This is a genomic window from Arthrobacter sp. P1_H7 (genome assembly GCF_056405215.1).
Genome location: NZ_JBFUCO010000002.1, coordinates 410,274 through 427,719 on the forward strand (window position 1 = coordinate 410,274; position 17,446 = coordinate 427,719).

A 17,446-nucleotide genomic window follows, 5' to 3' on the forward strand; every position below is an offset into this window, starting at 1 on the left:
GGAAAAGCATGCACCGCACCGAGACAAGGCATGTCAGCGTGGAAGCCCACCGGGACAAGGTGCGGGCCCTGCTGGCCCCGTTGCGCACCGAGGCGCGGGTGGAACGGGTCCCGCTGCTCGAAGCCCTGGGCCGGGGGCTGGCCGCCGACATTCTGTCGCCGCTGGACCTTCCCCCTTTTGCCAACTCGCAGATGGACGGCTTCGCGATCCGCAGCGCCGACGTGCCCGACGGCGGCAGGGAACTCCGCGTCGTCGCGCCCGTCCCGGCCGGTGCCGCACCGGCGGAACTCGCCGCCGGCACGGCAGCCCCGATCATGACCGGCGCGATGATGCCGGCCGTGGCTGACGCCGTCGTTCCCATCGAACAGGCGGTGCCCGATTCCTTCCCGGTGCCGGGGGAGCCCGCCACGGTCCACTTGCCGCCCGCTGCCGTCGGAACGTTCGTGCGCGACGCCGGCAGCGACATCCGTTCCGGCGAGCTCGCCCTCGGCGCCGGGGCCTTCCTCGGCCCCGGCCAGCTGGGACTGCTGGCGGCGATGGGCTACACGGAGGTGCCCGTCCGTCCCTCCCTCCGGGTCCTCCTGGTCACCACCGGCGACGAGGTGGTGGAACCGGGCAGTCCGCTGGGACCGGGCAAGATCTTCGACTCCAACGGCACGCTGCTTGAGTCCTCCATGCGCCAGGCCGGGCTCCAGGTCACACGGACCGGCGTCTCCACGGACCAGCCGGACGAGCTCGCCGCCTTGCTGCGCCGGCACGGCCCTGCCGTGGACCTGATCGTCACCACCGGCGGCGTCAGCAAAGGAGCCTATGAGGTGGTCCGGCAGGCGATGGCGGGACACGACGTCGAGTTCGGCGCCGTGGCGATGCAGCCGGGCGGCCCGCAGGGGATCGGCAGCTTCGACGGCGTCCCTGTGTTGGGGTTCCCCGGTAATCCGGTGAGCTGCCTCGTGTCCTTTGAAATGTTCCTGCGCCCGGTCCTCACGGAGCTGTTCGGCGCCCCGGCGCCCCGGCCCGCCGTCCGAGCGCGCCTCGCCGAACCGCTGACATCCCCGGCGGGCAAGCATCAGGTCCGGCGCGGCACGCTGGCTCCGGACGGCACGGTCAGGCTGGAGGGCGGGGCGGGCTCCCACCTGGTTCATGCCCTGGCCCGGTCCAATGCCCTGGTCCACGTGCCTGAGGGAACAGCGGCGCTCGCAGCGGGCGACGAAGTGGAAGTATGGATCCTGTGAATGATGTAGAAAACCCTGAAGCGGATGCCGCACCAGCGGATAGCGGCGAAACGGACAAAAGCGCAGTGGGCAACACCCGCCTGACCCACCTCCGCCACGACGGCACGGCCCAGATGGTGGATGTGTCCAACAAGGCGCAGTCCACCCGGGAAGCCACGGCCACCGCGACCGTCCGCAGCACGGCCGAGGTCCTCTCCCTCCTCGGCGGCGGTGAACTCCCGAAGGGCGACGCCCTGGCCGTGGCCCGCATCGCCGGGATCATGGCCGCCAAGAAGACGCCGGACCTGATTCCGCTGTGCCACCCGCTGCCGATCGCCAAGGTCACCATCGACTTCGAGCTCGACGCCGACGCCGTGACAATTTTCGCCACCGTCAAGACCCGCGGCGTCACCGGGGTCGAGATGGAAGCCCTGACCGCGGCGACGGTCGCGGCACTGAGCGTGTACGACATGATCAAGGCCGTGGACAAGCACGCGGTCCTGACCGACATCAAGGTGCTCGCCAAAAGCGGCGGCAAGAGCGGGGACTGGACCCTATGAACATGCCCGAACCCCACCGCCACGGCGAAGCCACGGGCCGGAAGGCCGGCGTCGTGATCGCCTCCACCCGGGCGGCCTCCGGTGTCTATGAGGACCTCACGGGTCCTGTCATCATCGATTGGCTCACCGAACACGGCTTCGAGCCGTTCCCTGCCATGGTGGTGCCGGACGGGGCGCCGGTGGGGGCCGCGCTGAGGGCCCTGCTGAGCCAGCAGCCGGCCGTCATCATCACCAGCGGCGGCACCGGGCTGAGCCCCACCGACGCAACGCCGGAGCAGACGCTGCCCCTGCTGGACCGGGAAATCCCGGGCATCATGGAGGGCATCCGGAACGCCGGAACGGCCAAGACGCCGATGGCCATGCTCAGCCGGGGCCACGCGGGCGCGGCCGGCCGGACGTTCGTCGTGAACCTGCCCGGATCCCCGAAGGGTGTGATGGACGGCCTGGCCGTACTGGATCCCATCCTCGGACACCTTTGCGACCAGCTGGAAGGCAGCCATGGGCACTGACACCGGATTTGAAATCGTGCACGCCGTGCTGAGCGCCGAGCCCATCTCGGTGGAGCAGGCCATCGCGGCCGTCGAGTCGGACACCGCCGGTGCGGTGGTCAGCTTCAGCGGCGTCGTCCGCAACCACGACGGCGGCAAGCAGGTCTCCCGGCTCAGCTACAGCGCCCACCCGACGGCGCACCAGGTGATGGCCGACGTCGTCGCCCGGCTCGTGGCGGAGCACTCCGTCCCGGCCGAAGACGGCGCGACCGGCGGATCTCCGGAGGACGCCGCCGGCGGCGCCCAGGAAGAGCGGCAGCCGGTGCGGATCTGGGCGGCCCACAGGATCGGCATGCTGGAGATCGGCGATCCTGCCCTGGTGTGCGCCGTCTCGGCGGCCCACCGCGGCCAGGCCTTCGCCGTGTGTGCAGAACTTGTCGACCGGATCAAGGCCCAGGTGCCGATCTGGAAGGAACAGTTTTTCGCCGACGGCAGTGTGGAGTGGGTCGGCGCCGGCGAGTAGGCGCGGTGGTGGCCGGCAGGAAGCCGGCTCGGGATCAGGAGGAAAGGACCCTGCGCCGGACCTCGGCCCGGTCGACCCCTAGTTCCTTGAGCAGCGCGGCTGCCGGGTCGTGTTCCTCGCGGTCCAGCAGCGACAGCAGAAGATGCGCGGTGGTGATCTGTCGTGACTTCTGGTCCATGGTGTACCGAAGCATGCCTTCCATTACCGACCGGGCGCCCGAGCTGAAGGGCGGCTTTTTCCCCCGGCTGGGCATGGGGACGCGCTCAAAGCCTTGGGCATCGATACCGATTGACGCGAGTGCCGTGCGGTCAAGCCTCGCCGCCGCTGCCCGTGCCTGATCGAGCGTGACTCCCAGAACGCCGGCCGGACCGGGATCGTGAAGCGCCCCCAGCAGCAGATGATCCGTGCCCAGCCGCTTGTCGCCGCTGCAGCGGGCCTCGTCCATGGCGAAGCCAACGACTTTTCGGGTGTCGCCGGCAAATCGTTCAAACATGGTTTGATCTCACTCTCGGTATTTTGCGTGGACGGACTGCCGCGAAACGCCCAGGGCGTCCCCGATCTGCTCCCAGGTCCATCCCTGCTGGCGGGCAGCTCGGACCTGCGCTGCCTCGACCTGTTCTGCGAGGCGATGGAGGGCGCCGACCGCCCGAAGACCGACGGCGGGGTCGAGTGAATGAATATGCGCGGACAGGTCGTCAGTCTCCATGCCTGTCAGTTTAGATTGACACATCCGGCCCGTCAAGCCAGCCTGACAGATTTGGGGTTGGTGTGACCATCGGGTCCGCGGGTCTGGCATTGCGGAACGTTGCTCACACGGCATAGCGATCTGGCTGTCCCCACCGACGGCGGGCCTGTAACCCAAGGCCGCCGGTTCCGGAACGCAACGGCCCCGGCGGTAGGGTTGATGGCATGACCGAACAACTCTCCGTCGCCGTGCTGGGCGCCAGCGGGCGCATGGGCGCAGAGGCCGTGAAGGCCATCGACGCCGCCGCGGACCTGACCCTCGTCGCGGCCCTTGGCCGCAACCGGCTGGGATGCCGGCCGGCTCGCGGGGCTGCAGGCACTCCTCGCCGACCGGCCCGAAGTGGGTGTCCTGATCGCCCCGAACTTCGCCCTCGGCTCGGTCCTGGCCTCCGCCTTCGCCGCCAAGGCGTCCAAGTACTTCGAATCCGTTGAAATTATTGAGCTGCACCACCCGGACAAGGTCGATGCGCCCTCGGGCACGGCCGTGCGCACGGCGCAGCTGATCTCGGCCGAGCGGTCCGACGCTGGCGTGCCGTCCAGCCCGGACGCCACCACCTCGGAACTCGCCGGTGCCCGCGGCACCGACGTCGACGGCATCCGGGTCCACAGCGTCCGGCTCGCGGGCCTTGTTGCGCACCAGGAGGTCCTGCTGGGCGGGCCGGGGGAGCAGCTGACCATCCGCCACGACTCCTTCGACCGCGCCTCCTTCATGCCCGGAGTGCTGCTGGGGATCCGCAACGTCGCCGCTCACCCCGGTCTGACCGTGGGACTCGACGGCTACCTGGACCTGGGACTCTGAGCCCGATGTCCGCTGCCTTGACAGCCCTGAAAGCGAACCGCACCAAGATCTGGGTGGGGGCCGTCACGCTGCTGCTCGTGTTTTACCTGGTGGTGTCCCTTCAACGTTCCGTGCTGCTGATGTCCGACCCCAACCTCGTGGCGAAGGCGATCGGCGTCGCCTACCTGGTGCTGCCGGTCATCGGGGCCTGGGCCTTGATCCGGGAACTGCTGTTTGGCGCCCGCACTGAGCGGTTGGCGAAGATCCTCGAAGCCGAGGGAGGCCTGCCGGAGGACACGCTGCCGCGCACGCCCGCCGGCCGGATCGTCCGCGAAGCCGCCGACGCCGAATTTGAGAAGTATCGCGCCGAGGCCGAAGCCGCCCCCGAGGACTGGCGTTCCTGGTTCCGGCTCAGCTGTGCCTACGATGCTGCTGGAGACCGCAAGCGCGCCCGCGCCTCAATGCGCGACGCCGTGCGGATGTTCCGTGCCGGGGCGCAGAAACCCTAGCCGGACACCCATCGCCGATGAGGCCGGATCCGGCCGTGGCACCTGCCGCGCCGGGTCCGGCGTCGGACCTTAGCGGAGGCGTGGAGGCTGGCGGACCCGGGCCGGCTGATAGCTGCCAACCTGGTTGGCCGCATGCGTCGCCCACTCCAGCGGCCCGCGCCACGCCATCGCCGCGAAGACTCCGCCGGCCACCAGCATCCCGACAGCCTGCGCGAAGTACACCCCCTCCACGGTCCAGCCCGGCATCAGCGGCTGATCGTGCAGGGCAGCCATGATGCACAGATGAGCCGTGTAGAGGCTCAACGTCATGGCCCCGGCGCCGCGCAGCGGGAGCAACAGATCCAGTTCCAGCCATTCACCCAGCCGTCCCAGCAGCAGGCACAGACCGATCACGGCGGCAGCGGCCCCCGATGTGTGCAACAGATCCAGCGTGGTGCCGGAGTGCGGTGCGCTCGTGGCCAGCCACCACACCGAGCCTGACTGGTCGACGCCGGCAAGGTTGACCTGCAGCAGACTCTCCAGCGGGTAGGCGGGATCGCCGATGTGCGCCTGCAGGGCCTGCCGGCCGCCCCAGTCCTCCATCATGAGCGTCCCCAGCCACTTGGACATGACGGCTACAACCGTTCCGGCAGCCAGCAGCAGGAACGGCACGGCCGCTTTCCACAGCGCCATCCGGCCGATCACCAGCCCTACAAGGAGATAGGCGATCCACTGCAGGACAGGGTAGTAGCCCGTGAGGAAGAGGTCGCCCAGCAGCCTGGCCGGCGTGGTCAGATCCTCCCAGCTGGGGTTGTGACCCAGCCGCAGGGGCGGATCGGCGGACAGCAGCCACGGCCGCAGGAGGTAGGCCAGGGCGGGCGCAGCCAGTATCCAGAGGACCGCGAGTGCGGCCAGGCGTTTCACCCCGAGCCCGATAAAGGGCAGCACGCACAGGAACAGGAGGGCGTAGTGGACCAGAATTATCGCGATGTTGACTTCCAGCCCGCCCAGGGAGAGCCCGACGGCGCCGATCACGAGCGCCCGCAGGGCGATGCCCCTGCGGGCCGCCCCCAGTTCGGGGCCCTCGAGCGGCTGCTGTTTCCCCGTGGACAACGCGAGGCCGACTCCGGCCAGCACGGCGAACAGCGCGGCTGCCCGTCCGGAAAACGCCAGGCCGATCCAGGTGGGCGTGAGCTGCGGGTCCGGTTCAAAGGTCGCCAGCACGTGCGTGGCCATCATGGCCAGCAGGGCCAGGCCGCGTGCGGCGTCGATACCGGCCAGCCGGGCGCCGGAGGAAGTGCCCCGGACGGTCCGGGAAGCAGTAGTCATTCCGCGCGCGGTCATCATCCGATCGTCTCACGATCGTTCGGGTAATCGTTCCATCTACGGCCTGCCCACAGCTTCGGTCCTCCTCCGGACAGGCCTTGTATTCGAATATATGTTCGAATACGATGAGCGCATGAACGACGCCGCAGAGCCCGCCTTCCCGAAACCCCAATTCACCGGCCGGGATTCCACAAACCGGCAAATACCGGGCACGGATCCGTCGGGCCCGGAACGGACCAGCACGACGCCGGGCGGACGGGCCGGCGGTGGCGAGTCGGCGGCCGGCGTCCTCAAAGCCATGAGCCCGGGCGTCGTGGACTTCCTCTTCCGGCGCCTGGTGGCCGGCGAACCGGCCGAGGACGTCCAGTGGGGGAACGAAGGCACGGCGCTGGCTGCGGTGCCGCCGGGGGCTGAGCTGGCCCGGCGGCTGGCCGAGACGGACTTTGACGCCCTCACTCCAACAGAGTTGTTCGACTATGTGCGGGCGGCCCAGCGCCTTGCCGCCTGGGCAGAGGCCCTTCGCGAAACCGCCGTTGGGCGTTACTGCTCGGCACCCTCCGGTGAAAGATCGGCGCCCTCTGGCGAAAGATCCGCACCCTCCGGCGAAAGGCGGGGTGCATAGGATGGCAGGGTGACCACTGGCTCAATCACCGCTCTGACGCTGTCCGCCGTCCAATACCAGGCCCTGGATGGTGGCGTTGCCGCCAACGTGCCCGAGCACATCCGGCTCATCGAAGACGCCGAGTCGCACGGGGCCCGGCTGGTCATCTTTCCCGAACTCTCGCTGACGGGGTACCGGCTGGACCTTCTGGAGGGGGCAGGGGAGTGGCTGAGTGCGGCGGACGGGCGGTTGGACGGCATCCGGGAAATCTGCCGGCGCACCGGAATAACCGCGGTGATCGGGGCCGCGTTCAAAGAACCGGACGGTACGCCGCGGCTGGCCTCCCTCGCAGTCCACCCAACAGGCTCCATCGAGACCAGCTTCAAAACGCACCTGCACGGACCGGAACAGGATCTCTTCGTGGCCGGCAGCAATCCCGCGGTCCTGGAGATCGACGGCTGGAAGGTCGCCCTGGCGACCTGCTTCGACGCAGCCCGCCCCGGCCATGCGGAATGGGCCGCGGACGCCGGGGCGGACATCTATGCCGTCTCGGCCCTCTACACGGCCGGCGAAGACCACCGGCTGGCACTGCATCTTGGCGCCCGGGCCATGGACAACCGGATGTTCTCCGTCCTGGCGAACCTGGCAGGCGCCACGCCGCTCGGCCCTTCGTGTGGCCTGAGCGGATTCTGGGGTCCTGACGGGCTCCCGCTCCGGCAGGCGGCCGGCACCGGCACCGAGGTGCTGACCGAGAGTCTCCAATACGGTGTGCTGGCGCGGTTTCGGCGGCACTGAGTCCGGCCGGGCCGCCGAAAAGTGACGCATGGCCGCCGAGTTTGACGTTCGTCACACCGCCGCCATTGTCCTAACATGCCGCAGACAAGGTAACGTTTTTCATATGGCTGACTCTGATATTCGCTCTTACACGTTCGGGACCCTCGTGACTGCCATGGTCACGCCTTTCACACCGGACGGTGAGGTCGACTACCGGCTGTCGGCGGAACTGGCGAGCAAGCTCGTCGACGACGGCAATGACGCCCTCGTGATCTCCGGCACCACGGGGGAGACCTCCACGCTCGAGGACGACGAAAAAGAGAAGCTCTTCCGCGTCATCGTCGAGGCCGTGGGCGACCGGGCCAAAGTCATCGCCGGAACCGGGACCAACCACACCTCGCACTCGGTCGAGATGGCCAAGCGCGCCGCCAAGGCCGGAGCGCACGGCCAGTTGATCGTCACGCCGTATTACAACAAGCCGAGCCAGGCCGGCATTCAGGCACACATCGAGGCCGTGGCCGACGCCGCCGACCTCCCCGTCATGGTCTACGACATCCCCGGACGCGCCGGCGTGCCCATCCTGCCCGAGACCATGATCCGGCTCGCCGACCACCCCAGGATCGTCGCCCTCAAGGATGCCAAGGCCGACTTCAACGCCGTCACGCGTGTCCTGGCGAACACCGATCTTGATGTCTACTCCGGCGACGACGGCCTCACGCTGCCGTGGATGGCCGCCGGCGCCGTCGGGCTGGTCAGCGTTTCCGCGCACGTCGCGACCCGGCAATTCCGTGCGCTGATCGATGCCGCACTTGCAGGCGATTTTGCTACCGCCCGCACCCTACATTTCGAACTGGACCCCGTGGTCCGCGCAGTGATGACCCACATTCAGGGTGCTGTCGCTGCCAAGCAGGTTCTTAAGTGGCAGGGAGTCCTGCCCAACTCGGTTGTCCGTTTGCCCCTCGTGGAGCCGGGCGAGGCCGAGATCGCAACCATCCGCGAGGATTTGGCGGAAGCGGGGATGGTCTTTTCCTGATCGGGAGCCAATCCTGATCGTTAAGAACCAGCCCGGCTTCAGCCTGGAAAGTAGTGCACTATGACCCAAACTGCCCTTCCCGGCCTTGTCACGCCGCCCCGCCTCCCGAAGAACACCCTGCGGATCGTGCCGCTCGGCGGACTCGGGGAAATCGGTCGCAACATGACCGTTTTCGAGATCGATGGCAAGCTCCTCATCGTTGACTGCGGCGTGCTCTTCCCCGAAGAGACCCAGCCCGGTGTCGACCTCATCCTGCCGGACTTCTCCTACATCGAGAACCGTCTCCAGGACATCGTCGCTGTAGTCCTGACCCACGGTCACGAAGACCACATCGGCGCCGTCCCCTACCTCCTGCGCCTGCGCGCCGACATCCCCATCGTCGGTTCGCAGCTGACACTGGCCCTGATCGAGGCCAAGCTGCAGGAACACCGGATCAAGCCGAACACGAAGATCGTCGTCGAGGGCCAGGTCGAGAAGTACGGGCCCTTCGAATGCGAGTTCGTAGCCGTCAACCACTCCATCCCGGACGCCCTGGCCGTGTTCCTCCGCACCTCGGGCGGCACCGTCCTGCACACCGGTGACTTCAAGATGGACCAGCTGCCGCTTGATGGCCGCATCACCGACCTCCGCCACTTCGCCAAGCTGGGCGAAGAAGGCGTGGACCTGTTCATGTCGGATTCGACCAATGCCGACGTCCCGGGGTTCACCACCGCCGAGAAGGAAATCGGACCCACCCTGGACCGGCTGTTCGGGCAGGCCTCCAAGCGCATCATCGTCGCGTCCTTCTCCTCGCACGTGCACCGCGTCCAGCAGGTTCTCGATGCCGCCGCCAACCACAACCGCAAGGTTGCCTTCGTGGGCCGCTCCATGGTCCGGAACATGGCCATCGCCGCGAAACTGGGCTACCTGGAGGTCCCGGCCGGGATCCTGGTCGACATCAAGAACATCGACAACCTGCCGGACAACCGGGTTGTGCTGATGTCCACCGGCTCCCAGGGCGAGCCCATGGCCGCCCTGTCCCGCATGGCCAACGGCGACCACCGCGTCGTCGTCGGCGAGGGTGACACGGTCATCCTCGCGTCGAGCCTGATCCCGGGCAACGAAAACGCTGTCTTCCGCATCATCAACGGCCTGCTGAAGCTCGGCGCCGACGTCATCCACAAGGGCAACGCCAAGGTGCACGTCTCCGGCCACGCTGCCGCCGGCGAGCTGCTGTACTGCTACAACATCCTTGAGCCGCTCAACGCCATGCCGGTGCACGGCGAAACCCGCCACCTCATCGCCAACGGCAAGATCGCCCTCGAATCCGGAGTGCCGGAGGAAAGCATCCTGCTCGCGGACAACGGCACCGTGATCGATCTTCGCGACCACCAGGCCGACATCGTGGGCCAAGTCGAGGTTGGGTTCGTCTATGTCGACGGCTCCAGCGTCGGCGAAGTCACGGAAGCAGACCTCAAGGACCGCCAGACTCTCGGCGATGAGGGCTTCATCTCCATCATCACAGTCATCCACCGTGCCACCGGCAAGGTGGTGTCCGGTCCGGAGATCCACGCCCGCGGTGTGGCCGAGGACGATTCCGTCTTCGACGAGATCATCCCCAAGATCAACGAGGCCCTCGAGGAAGCCGTGCTGAACCGCACGGACCACACGACGCACCAGCTGCAGCAGGTCGTCCGCCGGGTCGTCGGCACGTGGGTCAACCGCAAGCTGCGCCGCAAGCCCATGATCATCCCGGTGGTCCTTGAGGCGTAAGCCTCAGTTGGTTCACCGGGCGTAAGCCTCAAGTGGTTCACCGGGCGTAAGCCTCAGGTGGTTCACCGGGCGTAAGTCCTCCACCCGTACCCGGCGCACGCCTGGTCAACGGCCTTCCCGGCCAACCCGCAGCCGTAGCGCCGCGGGAGGCGGGGGAGGCCGTTCCCGTTGGGTCCGGCGGCAACATGATCCCGGACGCCCGGAAATTCGGGGTTTTCGGCCCGGCATCCGGTACCGTGGCGGGTATGGCGACTCGTACTTCTTCCGCGCCTAGAGGAAACTCAAGCGGCAAATCAGGCAGTTCTCCCGGCCGGGGGTCCAGTCCCGCCGCATCCAAATCCGCCAGGCCGCGGGGCGCCGCAGGTGGCACCGCGGGTAGAACTGCAGCCACCGCCCGGACCCGGCAGTTGGCCGTTGTTGAGCCGCACCAGCCCTGGGTGGTGAGGGTGCTGGCCGGAGCCTGGCTGGGCGTCGCCCACGTGATCGGCGCCGGCATCCGCCGGGTCGGCCACGACGTCAGCGACCTCGCCCCCGAGGACCGCCGCGACGGCGCCGCCCTGTTCAATCTCGCCCTGGGAGTATTCGTCGCCACCTTCGCGTGGTGGGGATTCCAGGGCTGGCTCCCCGATCTCATCTTTGCGATCGTCAACGGCACATTCGGCTGGATGGCCCTGCTGCTGCCGCTCATGCTGTTCGTGTGCGCCTTCCGCCTGTTCCGCCAGCCCGACGACGGCCGCGGCAACAACCGGATCGGCATCGGCTTCCTCATCATGACGTTCGCCGGTTCCGGGCTGGCCCACATCATCGGCGGCCAGCCGACCGTCGCCGACGGCTTTGACGGCCTGCGCCGGGCCGGCGGCATGCTCGGCTACCTCGCCGCCGCCCCGCTGGCCGCCGTGCACACCGCCGTCCCCGTCGCGGTCTACGGCCTGCTGGCCTTCACCTCGCTGCTGATCGTCACCGCCACGCCCTTCGGCGCCATCCCCGGCCGCCTGCGCGACGCCTACGAGCACCTGATGGGCATCGACCTGCAGGACGACGAAGACGGCGACCGCCACGACCGCAGCTACCTGTACGAGAACGACGCACCGGCCCCGGCCAGGAAGAAGCGCAAGCGCCTGTTCGGCAAGGACCACGACGACGAGTCCGGCCTGGAAGGCTACGTCGGCGACGAAGCCTTCGAGCGCGCCCTCATCGCCGATGAGGAAGCAGCCGACGCACCTCAGGCCAAGGGTGCCAAGGGCAAAGCGCGCCCTGGCGCCGCTCCCGATGTCGCGCCCGGCGTCCGCCGTCCCACCCAGGCCGAGATCGCCGTCGAAAAGATCAAGGCCGCCCAGGGGCTCGGCACGGCAGGATCCGCCGGCGCTGCGGCGGAGTCCAGCGGCGACGCCACCGAGGCCATCCCGCTGGTCACTCCGGGGATGGTGGCCGCGGGATCGCTCAATGCCGCCGCCGCGGCCGCCAAGGTCCCCTCCAACCCGGTCGCGCCGGCACCGCTGCCCACCCCGATTCCGCAGCGCACCGAACAGCTCTCCCTGGCCGGCGACGTCACCTACACCCTGCCGGCGTCGGACGTGCTGACACCCGGTTCCATCCCCAAGGAACGCACCGAGGCCAACGACGCGATTGTCGCCTCGCTCACCGAGACCCTCAACCAGTTCAACGTGGAGGCGCAGGTCACCGGCTTCAGTCGTGGCCCCACCGTGACCCGCTACGAAATCGAACTGTCCCCGGGCACCAAGGTGGAGCGGGTCACCGCCCTGTCCAAGAACATCTCCTATGCCGTTGCCAGCTCGGATGTGCGCATCCTGAGCCCCATCCCGGGCAAGTCCGCCATCGGCATCGAAATCCCCAACACGGACCGCGAAACCGTGTCCCTGGGCGACGTGCTCCGCAGCCAGAACGCCCGCCGCACCGACCACCCCATGGTCATGGGGGTCGGTAAGGACGTCGAGGGCGGGTACGTCGTGGCCAACCTGGCCAAGATGCCGCACTTGCTCGTGGCCGGCGCCACCGGTGCCGGCAAGTCCTCGTTCGTGAACTCGATGATCACCTCGATCCTGATGCGGGCCACCCCGGACGAGGTCCGGATGGTCATGGTGGACCCCAAGCGCGTGGAACTCACGGCCTACGAGGGGGTCCCGCACCTCATCACCCCGATCATCACCAACCCGAAGAAGGCGGCCGAGGCCCTGCAGTGGGTGGTCCGGGAAATGGACGCCCGCTACGACGACCTCGCCAATTACGGCTTCAAGCACATCGATGACTTCAACAAGGCCGTCCGGGCCGGCAAGGTCCACCCGCCCGAGGGTTCCAAGCGCGTCATCAAGCCGTACCCGTACCTGCTGGTGATCGTGGACGAACTCGCCGACCTCATGATGGTGGCCCCGCGCGACGTCGAAGACTCGATCGTCCGCATCACGCAGCTGGCCCGTGCTGCCGGCATCCACCTGGTCCTGGCCACCCAGCGCCCGTCGGTCGACGTCGTGACCGGCCTGATCAAGGCGAACGTGCCCTCCCGCATGGCCTTCGCCACCTCCTCCGTCACCGACTCCCGCGTGGTCCTGGACCAGCCGGGCGCCGAAAAACTCATCGGCCAGGGCGATGCCCTGTTCCTGCCGATGGGGGCGTCCAAGGCGATGCGTGTCCAGGGTGCCTGGGTCACCGAATCCGAAATCCACAAGGTCGTCGAGCACGTCAAGGGCCAGCTCAAGGCCGTCTACCGGGACGATGTCGCGCCCGAGGCGCAGAAGAAGCAGATCGACGACGACATCGGGGACGATCTCGAGGTTCTGCTCCAGGCAACCGAGCTCGTGGTCACCACCCAGTTCGGCTCCACCTCGATGCTCCAGCGTAAGCTCCGTGTCGGCTTCGCGAAGGCCGGCCGCCTCATGGACCTGCTCGAGTCCAGGGGAGTGGTGGGGCCCTCCGAAGGTTCCAAGGCGCGCGATGTGCTGGTGAAGCCCGATGACCTCGCCGCCGTGCTGGCCGCGATGAAGGGGCAAGACGGTCCGGTGTCCGCCGACTCGCAGACCGCGGCACTGAGTGATAACGCCAACGCAAACATCGCCCAGGGCGGTTACGCCGAGGACCTCGTGGCGGCCGACCTGGAGAACCGCACCCAGGCGATCGACTACCACGACGGCGCCGACGGCGGTTCAAGCGACGAGGACGGTTCGGAGGACGCCTGGTCGCTCACCGGCCGGTAGCGTAGACGGTAGCCTAGGAAGGTGAATAGCGCCGAAGCCAACGCCGGATCCGCCTCGCGGATCTGGAACCTGCCGAATGTCCTCACGATGCTGCGGATAGTGCTGGTGCCGTTCTTCGTCTGGTTCCTCCTCCTCGACGCGCCGGGACTGCAGGCCCAGAACGGCGTCTGGCGCTGGGCGGCCGCCTTCGTCTTCGCGGTGGCCATCTACACGGACAAGCTCGACGGCGACATCGCCCGGTCCCGCGGCCTCGTCACCGACTTCGGCAAGATTGCTGACCCGATCGCCGACAAGCTCCTGATCGGTTCCGCGCTGGTCATGCTCTCGTTGCTCCAGGAACTGCCGTGGTGGGTCACGATCCTGATCCTGGTCCGGGAGTGGGGCATCACCGCGCTGCGCTTCTTCGTGATCCGCTATGGCGTCATCCCGGCCTCGCGCGGCGGCAAGCTCAAGACCGTGGTGCAGACGGCGGCCATCTTCCTCTACGTCCTTCCGCTGGCGTCCCTCGCCCCGTGGCTGGGCGTTGTGGCGTTCGTCGTGATGATGGCTGCCCTGGTCATTACCCTGTGGACCGGTGGCGAATATGTCATTGAGGCGCTCAAGCTGCGGGCCGCCGGCATCAGGGCAGAGAAACAACGCTTAAGGGAGAACAAGCCATGAACCAGCCGGACCCCGCTCCTCATCCCCAGCTGCATCCCAACCTCCACCCCAACCTGCACCGCCTGGCGGAGCAGGCCGTCACCGGCGCCCTCGGCCGCGGCATGACCGCCGCCACCGCCGAATCCCTCACCGCGGGGATGGTCACCGCCGTGCTGGCCGACACGCCCGGCGCCTCCGGGATGCTGCAGGGCGGCGTGGTCTCCTACGCCAACAAGGTCAAGGCCGACGTCCTGGGCGTCCCCGCTGAGCTGCTCGACGCCGTCGGCTCCGTGGACGGCCAGGTAGCCGCAGCTATGGCCGACGGTGCGCGGCGCATCTGCGGCGCCGACATCGGCGTGTCCACCACCGGCGTGGCCGGTCCCGAACCGCACGACGGCAAAGCGGTCGGCACGGTCTTTATCGGCATCGCCACGGCGGAAGGATCGACGTCGTACCCCTATTCCTTTGACGGCAGCCGCGCCGAGATCCGCGCCCTCGCGTGCGGCGCCGCGCTGGAGCGTCTGCTGGAGGCCCTATCTTCCGAAGGCTACCGGGCGTAAAGTTGCCGGGAACAAAAGTTGATTCCGAATAGTTGTTACATTGTGTCGCTTCCAAATGAGGGAGGCGCCTAGGATGAAGTCATCAGCAGAGTCCGCCCCACCGGCGGACTCGACAGTACGAGGAGCAAGGCGATACAGATGGTAAAGCAGCCCGTATCCGTTAACGGCGTTGTCCGCTGGAAGGATGTGGGCCTCGCCGATCAGGCCAAGAGCGAACAGAAGGAGCGCAAGATGGTTGTTCTACGTCACGAAATCGGTGATGTCCTGCGCGACGTCCGCCAGCGCCAGGGCCGTACGCTCCGCGAAGTCTCGCACAGTGCCCGTGTTTCCCTGGGCTACCTGAGCGAAGTGGAACGCGGCCAGAAGGAAGCCTCCTCGGAGTTGCTCTCCTCGATCTGCTCGGCCCTCGATGTTCCGCTTTCGAGCATGCTCCGCGAAGTCAGCGACCGCGTCGCGGTCGCCGAGGGCGTCGCGGTTCCGGACACCGTTCCCCAGGAGTTCGCGCAGCGCTACGGCCGCGACCTCGACCGGGAGCTCAACTCCGACCTCACCGACGAGCTGGCCAAGGGCCTCCTCTCCGGAGCACGCTAAACCCCAACTCACTTAAGACCTAAGACACACAAGAGGACCTCCGGCCCCGGCCGGAGGTCCTCTGACGTGTTCCGGGGACCTGGATTCCCGCCGGGGGAGTCAGGCGGGCTCGTCCCGGGGGAACCCGTCGCGTTCGTAGGTGGCATTGAGCTTGGCCATGTACATGGCCAGCGCCTGCAGATCCTCGGCGGGCCATTCCGCCAGGCGTTCCCGAAACACCTCACGCCGGGCGTCCTGGACCTGGTGCATCCTTTCCTCGCCTTCGGGCGTCAGCCGGATGGCCTGCGCCCGGCCGTCCAGGGGGTCCGCCTCCTTGGATACCAGCCCGAGGCCCTCGAGGAAGGCGATCTGCCGGCTCACCGAAGGCTTGCCGACACCGATGCAGGAGGCGAGATCCGTCAGCCGGATGGGACCCTGCTTGCGGATCACGCTGAGCAGCCCGTAGGCGGCGGGTTCCATGTCCGGATGGACCTGGCGCGAGAGCTGATGGGAAATCGACCGGCCCCGGCGCCAGAGCAGGCTCAGCTGGTTCTCGACGGCGTCCAGGGCGGCGTCCGCGCCGGCGGGATCGGGAGCGGCATCTCCCGCGGACTCAGTTGGGTTGCTCATGGCAACCATTCTAGAGTCCCGGGCCGTGAGAGACTTTACTCGTGCGAATCAGTGACTTTTGGCGGCTTATGGACGACGAGTTCGGCGCGGGATACTCCCGCGTCCTGAGCAGTTCGCTGGTCCTGGCAGGGGTTGGAGGCCGCACCGCGGAGCAGGCCCTCAGCGCCGGCGTTCCGCCCCGCCAGGTGTGGCTTGCCCTGTGCGACGTCCAGGACGTCCCGCCGGAGCGCCGCCTGGGCCGGGACGTCAAACCCCGTGACACCACCGGGCCCCGCTGACGCCTGCGACGTCGCGCTGACGCCTGCCGGGCCCCGTTGGCGCCTGACACGCCGCCCGCTTGTTCGAATATCTGTTCGGATAGCGATATGCTTTTTTTCAGACCGTTTTCCACATAAGTGGTTCTCTCGACAACTTTGTCGGAGGGTGCCAGTAGCGTCAGTGATGACAGACAAAGGCCTCCACGGCCACTCCACAGCGAGAAAGTATTAGAGGTGTGAATCATGGCCGCAGCCCCGGATCGCCAGAAGGCGCTCGACGCAGCGCTTGCCCAGATTGACAAGCAGTTCGGCAAAGGCTCGGTTATGCGCCTCGGCGATGAAGTCCGTGCGCCCATCGAAGTCATCCCGACCGGTTCCATCGCACTGGACGTCGCCCTGGGAATTGGCGGCCTGCCCCGCGGCCGCGTCGTGGAAATCTACGGTCCGGAATCATCCGGTAAGACCACGGTCGCGCTGCACGCCGTTGCCAACGCCCAGCGCCAGGGCGGCATTGCCGCCTTCATCGACGCCGAGCACGCCCTCGATCCGGAATACGCCGCCAAGCTCGGCGTCGACACCGACGCGCTCCTGGTCTCCCAGCCGGACACCGGCGAGCAGGCACTGGAAATCATGGACATGCTTATCGGTTCCGGCTCCCTTGACGTCATAGTCATCGACTCCGTGGCCGCCCTCGTTCCCCGCGCGGAAATCGAGGGCGACATGGGCGACAGCCACGTGGGCCTGCAGGCCCGCCTGATGAGCCAGGCCCTCCGTAAGATCACCGGCCGCCTGAGCCAGACGAAGACCACGGCCATCTTCATCAACCAGCTGCGTGAAAAGATCGGTGTCTTCTTCGGCTCCCCAGAAACCACCACTGGTGGTAAGGCGCTGAAGTTCTACGCCTCCATCCGCATCGACGTCCGCCGCATCCAGACCCTGAAAGAGGGCGCCGATTCCGTCGGCAACCGCACCAAGGCAAAGATCGTCAAGAACAAGATGGCCCCGCCCTTCAAGATCGCCGAGTTCGACATCATCTACGGCCAGGGCATTTCCCGTGAGGGCGGCATCATCGACATGGGTGTCGAGCACGGCCTGATCAAAAAGTCGGGCTCCTGGTTCACCTACGATGGCGACCAGCTGGGCCAGGGCATGGAGAACTCCCGCCGCTTCCTGCGCGACAACCCGGAGCTGGCGGCGGAACTCGAGCGCCTGATCAAGGAAAAGCTCGGTGTCGGCGTCAAGGCCCCGGCCGAGACCGAGGAATCACCGAAGCTGAAGGCCGTTGACGGCTTCTAACAGCCGG

At 67.6% G+C, this 17,446-nt stretch carries 19 protein-coding genes and 1 pseudogene; 16 read left to right on the forward strand and 4 right to left on the reverse strand.

Annotated features, from left to right (window positions below; translation table 11 throughout):
- Positions 1 to 8: 8 nt before the first annotated feature.
- The 4 genes from AC1DXI_RS02575 to AC1DXI_RS02590 are packed head-to-tail and all read left to right on the forward strand — an operon-like array spanning position 9 to position 2,782.
- A complete protein-coding gene (locus AC1DXI_RS02575) occupies positions 9 to 1,232 on the forward strand; it encodes a molybdopterin molybdotransferase MoeA (protein ID WP_476937307.1) in 1,224 nt (407 codons plus the stop codon).
- Complete coding sequence (gene moaC, locus AC1DXI_RS02580; protein WP_269320028.1) at positions 1,229 to 1,771, forward strand: cyclic pyranopterin monophosphate synthase MoaC; 543 nt, start codon at positions 1,229 to 1,231, stop codon at positions 1,769 to 1,771. The genes AC1DXI_RS02575 and moaC overlap by 4 nt, the downstream gene beginning before the upstream one ends.
- A complete protein-coding gene (locus tag AC1DXI_RS02585; RefSeq protein WP_018774473.1) occupies positions 1,768 to 2,280 on the forward strand; it encodes a MogA/MoaB family molybdenum cofactor biosynthesis protein in 513 nt (170 codons plus the stop codon). Before moaC ends, AC1DXI_RS02585 begins: the two co-directional genes overlap by 4 nt.
- A complete protein-coding gene (locus AC1DXI_RS02590) occupies positions 2,270 to 2,782 on the forward strand; it encodes a molybdenum cofactor biosynthesis protein MoaE (RefSeq protein ID WP_476937308.1) in 513 nt (170 codons plus the stop codon). The genes AC1DXI_RS02585 and AC1DXI_RS02590 overlap by 11 nt, the downstream gene beginning before the upstream one ends.
- 34 nt (positions 2,783 to 2,816) lie before the next feature.
- On the opposite strand, the gene AC1DXI_RS02595 is transcribed toward AC1DXI_RS02590, so the two are convergent.
- Positions 2,817 to 3,275, reverse strand: a complete 459-nt coding sequence (locus AC1DXI_RS02595; protein ID WP_476937309.1) for a Clp protease N-terminal domain-containing protein — start codon at positions 3,273 to 3,275, stop codon at positions 2,817 to 2,819.
- Between the two features lie 9 nt (positions 3,276 to 3,284).
- Positions 3,285 to 3,488, reverse strand: a complete 204-nt coding sequence (locus AC1DXI_RS02600) for a helix-turn-helix domain-containing protein (RefSeq protein ID WP_026266610.1) — start codon at positions 3,486 to 3,488, stop codon at positions 3,285 to 3,287.
- A gap of 203 nt (positions 3,489 to 3,691) precedes the next feature.
- On the opposite strand from AC1DXI_RS02600, the pseudogene dapB reads away from it, so the two are divergent.
- A pseudogene (gene dapB, locus AC1DXI_RS02605) lies at positions 3,692 to 4,325 on the forward strand (4-hydroxy-tetrahydrodipicolinate reductase).
- 5 nt (positions 4,326 to 4,330) lie between these two features.
- Positions 4,331 to 4,813 (forward strand): hypothetical protein, encoded by a 483-nt coding sequence (locus AC1DXI_RS02610; protein WP_476937310.1) that lies wholly within the window; start codon positions 4,331 to 4,333, stop codon positions 4,811 to 4,813.
- Positions 4,814 to 4,882: 69 nt separating this feature from the next.
- Here the strand turns inward: AC1DXI_RS02610 and AC1DXI_RS02615 are convergent, their stop codons facing one another.
- Positions 4,883 to 6,136 (reverse strand): heparan-alpha-glucosaminide N-acetyltransferase domain-containing protein, encoded by a 1,254-nt coding sequence (locus AC1DXI_RS02615; protein ID WP_476937311.1) that lies wholly within the window; start codon positions 6,134 to 6,136, stop codon positions 4,883 to 4,885.
- Between the two features lie 115 nt (positions 6,137 to 6,251).
- Here AC1DXI_RS02615 and AC1DXI_RS02620 point away from each other — a divergent pair, with 115 nt between their 5' ends.
- The 8 genes from AC1DXI_RS02620 to AC1DXI_RS02655 all read left to right on the forward strand — a co-directional run bounded on the left by AC1DXI_RS02620 (position 6,252) and on the right by AC1DXI_RS02655 (position 15,277).
- On the forward strand, positions 6,252 to 6,740 hold the full coding sequence (locus tag AC1DXI_RS02620; protein WP_476937312.1) for a hypothetical protein: 489 nt from the start codon (positions 6,252 to 6,254) through the stop codon (positions 6,738 to 6,740).
- Positions 6,741 to 6,749: 9 nt separating this feature from the next.
- Entirely contained in the window at positions 6,750 to 7,514 is a 765-nt protein-coding gene (locus tag AC1DXI_RS02625) for a carbon-nitrogen hydrolase family protein (protein ID WP_476937313.1), read from the forward strand.
- 103 nt (positions 7,515 to 7,617) lie between these two features.
- Complete coding sequence (gene dapA, locus AC1DXI_RS02630) at positions 7,618 to 8,526, forward strand: 4-hydroxy-tetrahydrodipicolinate synthase (protein ID WP_476937314.1); 909 nt, start codon at positions 7,618 to 7,620, stop codon at positions 8,524 to 8,526.
- Positions 8,527 to 8,586: 60 nt separating this feature from the next.
- The gene (locus tag AC1DXI_RS02635) at positions 8,587 to 10,278 is read left to right on the forward strand and encodes a ribonuclease J (protein WP_018774464.1); all 1,692 of its coding nucleotides are present in this window, start codon (positions 8,587 to 8,589) and stop codon (positions 10,276 to 10,278) included.
- 245 nt (positions 10,279 to 10,523) lie between these two features.
- Entirely contained in the window at positions 10,524 to 13,487 is a 2,964-nt protein-coding gene (locus AC1DXI_RS02640) for an FtsK/SpoIIIE family DNA translocase (RefSeq protein WP_476937315.1), read from the forward strand.
- Between the two features lie 21 nt (positions 13,488 to 13,508).
- A complete protein-coding gene (gene pgsA / locus AC1DXI_RS02645; RefSeq protein ID WP_476937316.1) occupies positions 13,509 to 14,147 on the forward strand; it encodes a CDP-diacylglycerol--glycerol-3-phosphate 3-phosphatidyltransferase in 639 nt (212 codons plus the stop codon).
- Positions 14,144 to 14,686, forward strand: coding sequence for a CinA family protein (locus AC1DXI_RS02650; RefSeq protein WP_476937317.1), 543 nt, complete (start codon positions 14,144 to 14,146; stop codon positions 14,684 to 14,686). Before pgsA ends, AC1DXI_RS02650 begins: the two co-directional genes overlap by 4 nt.
- A 138-nt stretch (positions 14,687 to 14,824) precedes the next feature.
- Entirely contained in the window at positions 14,825 to 15,277 is a 453-nt protein-coding gene (locus tag AC1DXI_RS02655) for a helix-turn-helix domain-containing protein (RefSeq protein ID WP_026538316.1), read from the forward strand.
- Positions 15,278 to 15,376: 99 nt separating this feature from the next.
- Here the strand turns inward: AC1DXI_RS02655 and AC1DXI_RS02660 are convergent, their stop codons facing one another.
- Entirely contained in the window at positions 15,377 to 15,886 is a 510-nt protein-coding gene (locus AC1DXI_RS02660; RefSeq protein ID WP_370119711.1) for a MarR family winged helix-turn-helix transcriptional regulator, read from the reverse strand.
- A 41-nt stretch (positions 15,887 to 15,927) separates the two neighbouring features.
- On the opposite strand from AC1DXI_RS02660, the gene AC1DXI_RS02665 reads away from it, so the two are divergent.
- Both AC1DXI_RS02665 and recA read left to right on the forward strand, forming a co-directional pair.
- Positions 15,928 to 16,164: a DUF3046 domain-containing protein gene (locus AC1DXI_RS02665; protein WP_476937318.1), complete on the forward strand. Its 237-nt coding sequence runs from the start codon at positions 15,928 to 15,930 to the stop codon at positions 16,162 to 16,164.
- 222 nt (positions 16,165 to 16,386) lie between these two features.
- Positions 16,387 to 17,439 carry a recombinase RecA gene (gene recA / locus AC1DXI_RS02670; RefSeq protein WP_018774457.1) on the forward strand — a complete coding sequence of 351 codons (1,053 nt, stop codon included), beginning with the start codon at positions 16,387 to 16,389 and terminating at the stop codon, positions 17,437 to 17,439.
- The last annotated feature ends 7 nt before the right edge of the window (positions 17,440 to 17,446 follow it).